The following is a 5,076-nucleotide window of genomic DNA, read 5'->3' on the forward strand; positions in this document are numbered from 1 at the left end:
AGTCTACTCTCATCGGCGGTAGTTTCAGGGCACCGCCGGCTGTGAGCGAAGAACATGCTTCCGCCCCAACGGAGGAAGCCATGACCGCTCCCGCTACCATCGGCGTTGCAAATCCCGAAGAACTCGCCCTCCTACAGCAGGTGTTTCAGCGGGCCTGCAAAGAGCGTGCGCTAGCAGAAGGCAGCGTCGAGGCCGAGGCACTGAGCGCCCGTCTGATGTGGCTGTTCCAGCACTCCGGAGCCTACTTCGATGAAGCTACTTTCGAAGAGATGCTGCGGGGTGAAGGCTGATGAGCCGCGCACCTTATCTGGACCGCCTGGATGATCTTATTCGCCAGCACAAGGAGCTTTCTGCCCAAGGGGAGATCCTGCGGGCGGAATGTCGACTGAGTTGCTATGTCTTGGAGGAATCGGCCGATGGCCTACGGGGAATAGTTGGCAGGGCTTGGGACGCCAGAGTAGCACGGCTTCGCCGTGATACTATTCGGTCCGGAACGTGATTACCGTTGCAACTCGGGTATAGCGCCATGTTCACAACAAGTCCTCCAGTCTTAATTGTAGCATTTCCCTTGTGCCGGTAGCGTATGCGTCAGGTCATTCGGCCCACGCTTGTGTCCAGTTAAGGTCGGCACGGTCACTCAACCCGAGCTTGGTCCGCTTGATCCTGCCGACTCCCTTACGCGAACGCTTTTTGTCGCACTGAGCCAGAGCTCCGATGCATTTGAAGCACCCTTAAGCACCTCGTGTGCTTGCGAAAGCGACGTCTGCTCCTGCGATCGGGTGGAAAGATGCCGGCGCACGTCGCGGAACAGAACCGTGTGCCTGACGTTGTGCCGAGATCGAGGTCTAGGAGAAATGGCATGGTTGCGCCACGCGCGGTGTGGAAGGGCTTTCTGAGGGTCGGTTCCGTGTCATGCGGGGTGAAGATAGTTGGTGCCACAAGTGAGGCATCCAAGATCCACTTCAAGATTTTGAACCGCAAGGACGGTTTACCCGTCAAAAGCGCCTATGTCGATGAAGAGACCGGCGATGTTGTCGAAGCCGAGGATCAGATCAAAGGGTATGAGGCGGACAAGGGTGATTTCATTCACGTCGAGCCGGACGAGATAAAGAAACTGAAACTGACGTCGCAGCATACACTTGACGTCGATTCCTTCGTTCCGGTTGCCGAGATCGACACACGTTTTCTGGAGAAACCATACTATTTGATCCCGGCAGACGGTGCCTCTCTGGAGGCCTTTGCCGTCCTGCGCGATGCGATGGCCAAGAAGCGCGTTGCGGCACGCTCCTGCGTCGTACTCTATCAGCGCGGGCGCGAAGTGTTGATACAGCCCCTTGGAAAAGGGATGTTGCTGACCGAGCTACGGACCCACAATGAGATGACATCGGAAGACACCGTCTTCAATGACGTGAAAAGCCCAAAGTATGATGCGGATCTGCTCGAAATCGCGGGGCTTCTCATCGACAAGAAGGTGACAAAGTTCGATCCTTCGAAATTCGAGGATACCTACGAGGATGCGCTGATTGCCATGATCGACGCCAAGCGCAAGGGCAAAAAACCCCCGAAACCGGCGCCGAAGCCCAAGGAGAACGTGGTCGACCTGGCCTCGGTTCTTCGAAAGAGCCTCGCCAAGGAAGGCATCGGCCAAGACCGGCCAAAGGCCAAGAGCCGCAAATCAGCATAGTCAAAGATAGCGATCACCATCGCTGCGGTGCTCAAAAGAACCAGTGCAATTGCAGTGCTAGGTTAGAGGGTGTGAGCAAAGTTCATGTCGGCGCCGAAGCAATGCGCGATGAAGTGGCGCAGGGCCAACGGCCGCTGATCTTCAGGCCGTGAGCCCAGCCTCACGCCTCAAACGTTGAAGCCGTTCGCTCGACACTCGACGCCGTGCATGCTGCCCGTCGGAGGCGTGAGCGTTGACCGCGCCTTCATCTACAGTGACTGGCAAAGGTACGATCATCACCTCCGGCGCCATATCCCCCCATACAGCTTGCAGCTTGCTCGGGACTGCGACTGATTCATGCCGATCGTCGGTGCGTTGCGATGGCACTTGGTAGGAAGGGTCTGCCCGGATCACCGGCTCCAGATCGTGGGGGAAGTTCGGCGCATGGACGGGCAGTGCTTCGGCCGAATTTTCGCCCTTTTGAGTGATGGCCGGAAGCATTTCAGCGATCTCGATCAGGATATCTTTGACCAGATGTCTCATCTGTGCGCCCGCCCGCTGCGGCCCATTGCTATGGCGATCAAACTTGTTGAGGCAACCAATGTTCCCGCTTGAAGCGAATGACGGGCTTACCGGGAAAGATCGGCGGAGCGGCTCATGCGATACTCCAGGCGACGTCGCTGCGATCCTCTCGCCTGGCATGATCGATGTCGGGAAGTCGTATTTGAACGTACTGTTCCCTGCCTTCGTCGGAGGGGTGGAAGATCCGATGACGGCTGTGTGCCTCGCCCCCGACTTGCCTTGCGCAGCTTCTTCCCTGGCTGCTGTCTGCCCTCCGGTGGGTTCGATCGGGAACAAAGGCTCGACCACCCGGTTTGGAACCATCCCGTTAAGCACAGGACCAATGTGCAGCCTGGCGGATGAGAGACGGCTGCCGGATTGCTATGGCTGTTCCCGATCTGCATTCGGCAGCCGAGATTGAGCCCAAATGCCCTAAGGAGACTTCGCATGAGCGAAGCAGGACACAGCGCAGGCAATGAGGTGACTTCGATTGCGGGCACGTCGCCGTTCGCCAGTTTTTTCATGGCTGGCTTCGAGTGCTCGTCGCACCGGCGCAAGGACGGCGTTCGCCTCGATCTTATCCGCGCGACGTCGCATTATTTGCATGCCCTGGGCGACTACCGCAGTTGCGCCGAACTCGGTCTTCGTACCATCCGCGACGGCTTGCGCTGGCACCTCATCGAAACCGCTCCTGGAACCTATGACTGGTCAAGCTGGACGCCGATGGTCGAAGCAGCGCAATCGGCAGGTGTCCGGATCATCTGGGACATCTTCCACTACGGATCTCCCGACCATGTTGATCAGGGATCGATGCATTTCATCGATGCCTATGCCTCGTTCGCCGCGGAAGCTGTGAGGGTTCATCGTTCAATCGCCGGTACAGCGCCTCTGTTGTGCCCGATCAACGAAATTTCGTTTTTCGCCTGGGCTGTTGAGGTCGGCTATTTCCCGCGCGTCGGCCCGAAGAAGCGGGGATGGTTCAAGCGGCACCTCGTGAAAGCAGCAATAGCCGGCGTTCGCGCGATGCGGGAGGTCGATCCCGCTTGCAGATTTGTCTGGGCCGAGCCGCTTATCCACATCGCTCCTCGCGACCGGACCCGCACCGAACGGCGCCGGGCCGAAAATGCCCGTCAGGGACAGTTCGAAGCTTACGACATGCTGCTGGGCCGGGCCGAACCTGAGCTGGGTGGGAGCGAAGATGTCGTCGACGTCGTTGGCTTGAATTTTTATCCACACAATCAGTGGTACCTAAACGGGCCGACGATTCCGATGGGGCATCACGAGTACCGTGCCCTATCGGAGATGCTGATCGAAGTCGCGCATCGATACAGCAAGCCTATGTTCATCGCCGAGACCGGCTCCGAGGGGTCTGGCGGGCCGGCTTGGCTCCACTATGTCTGCGACGAGGTGCGTGCCGCAGAAAGCCTCAAAGCCCCGATCGAAGGTATTTGCCTTTACCCGGTAACCGCCTATCCGGGCTGGGACAATTCGCGGCATGCGGAGGTGGGATTGTTTTCAGTCGTCCAGGCGGACGGCAGCCGACACGTCCACAAGCCCGTCGCGGACGAATTGGCCCGCCAGCAAGCTTTGTTCGCGGCGAACCCGACGCGTTAAATACATGAGCTGCACGAGGGACTGCGCGAGCGCCTGTCGGCCCCGCGCCGATGCTCCCGGGTCCAGGTGGGGGAGCTACAGCGCCCCTTCGGCCAACGACGCATTCCCCACGCCCGCCCATTCCGGGACGCTCTTTTGAATGCGTGCGAAGGTTGCCAGGGCCTGCCCGACCACCTGATCCATGTTGTAGTAGCGGTAGGTTGCCAGGCGGCCGACAAACCACACGTCGGGACAGGTTGCGGCGAGCGCTTCGTAGCGCTTGTAGAGCTCTTCGTTTTCGGCCCGCGGCACCGGATAGTACGGGTCCCCGATATCGGTGGGATATTCGTATGTCAGGCTGGTCCGCACGCTCCGTTGGCCGGTCAAATGTTTGTATTCGGTGATGCGGGTGTAATCTTCCGTCTGGGGGTAGTTGACGACGGCAACCGGCTGAAACTGCTCTTGGTCGAGGGTGACGTGCTCGAAACGGAGCGAACGATAAGGAAGACACCCTAGCTGCCAGCCGAAATATTCGTCGATCGGGCCGGTATAGATCAGGCGGTTGAATGGTATCTTGTCACGAATTTCGCGGAAGTCGGTCTGCAGCATGACCTTGATGTTCGGGTGATCGAGCATGCGCTCGAACATCCTCGTGTATCCGCCGGCAGGCATCTTCTGGAAGCTGTCGCTGAAATAGCGGTCATCGCGGTTGGTCCTGGTCGGCACTCGTGCCGTCACTGATTTGCTCAGCTGGTTCGGATCGACGCCCCATTGCTTCCTTGTATAGCCACGGAAGAACTTCTCGTAGAGCTCGCGTCCCACGGTGCTGACGACAACATCCTCGGCCGTTCGCACGTCCTCTACCGTCTCGCGCCGCGATGCGAAGAACTCCTCCAACTGTGCGGAATTCAACTCGAGGCCATAAAGGCGGTTTATCGTGTCGAGATTGATCGGGATGGGAAGCAGTTTCCCGTCGACCGCCGCCAGAACCCTGTGCTCGTATGTGCGCCATTGGGTGAACTGCGAGAGGTAGTCCACGATCGACTGGCTGTTGGTGTGAAAAATATGAGGCCCGTAACGATGGATGAGGATGCCGGCTTCATTGTAGCAATCGTAGGCGTTGCCGCCGACATGGCTGCGGCGGTCGACCAGGAGAACGCTTTCATGACGCTGGGAGGCTATCCTTTCAGCAAGAACGCTGCCGGCAAACCCCGCGCCCACGATCAGCCAATCGAACATGGCTATGCGCTCCTGCGGAG

General features: G+C 58.7%; 4 protein-coding genes and 1 pseudogene. 3 read left to right on the plus strand and 2 right to left on the minus strand.

Going from position 1 to position 5,076, the window contains the following annotated elements; translation table 11 throughout:
* Both EN750_RS17945 and EN750_RS17950 read left to right on the plus strand, forming a co-directional pair.
* Window positions 1-290 (plus strand): annotated as a pseudogene (locus tag EN750_RS17945) (hypothetical protein); the annotation flags it as partial.
* Window positions 291-859: 569 nt separating this feature from the next.
* Window positions 860-1,684 (plus strand): Ku protein, encoded by an 825-nt coding sequence (locus EN750_RS17950; protein WP_127397210.1) that lies wholly within the window; start codon window positions 860-862, stop codon window positions 1,682-1,684.
* 141 nt (window positions 1,685-1,825) lie between these two features.
* Here EN750_RS17950 and EN750_RS17955 read toward each other — a convergent pair whose 3' ends face one another.
* Window positions 1,826-2,206 carry a hypothetical protein gene (locus EN750_RS17955; protein WP_189526285.1) on the minus strand — a complete coding sequence of 127 codons (381 nt, stop codon included), beginning with the start codon at window positions 2,204-2,206 and terminating at the stop codon, window positions 1,826-1,828.
* A 465-nt stretch (window positions 2,207-2,671) separates the two neighbouring features.
* Between EN750_RS17955 and EN750_RS17960 the strand changes: the two genes are divergently transcribed.
* Window positions 2,672-3,838 (plus strand): beta-glucosidase, encoded by a 1,167-nt coding sequence (locus EN750_RS17960; protein ID WP_127397211.1) that lies wholly within the window; start codon window positions 2,672-2,674, stop codon window positions 3,836-3,838.
* A 75-nt stretch (window positions 3,839-3,913) separates the two neighbouring features.
* Here EN750_RS17960 and glf read toward each other — a convergent pair whose 3' ends face one another.
* A complete protein-coding gene (gene glf, locus EN750_RS17965) occupies window positions 3,914-5,056 on the minus strand; it encodes a UDP-galactopyranose mutase (protein ID WP_127397212.1) in 1,143 nt (380 codons plus the stop codon).
* Between the last annotated feature and the right edge of the window lie 20 nt (window positions 5,057-5,076).

Origin of the sequence: Mesorhizobium sp. M7A.F.Ca.ET.027.03.2.1, assembly GCF_003999175.1 — a bacterium.
GTDB lineage: Bacteria > Pseudomonadota > Alphaproteobacteria > Rhizobiales > Rhizobiaceae > Mesorhizobium.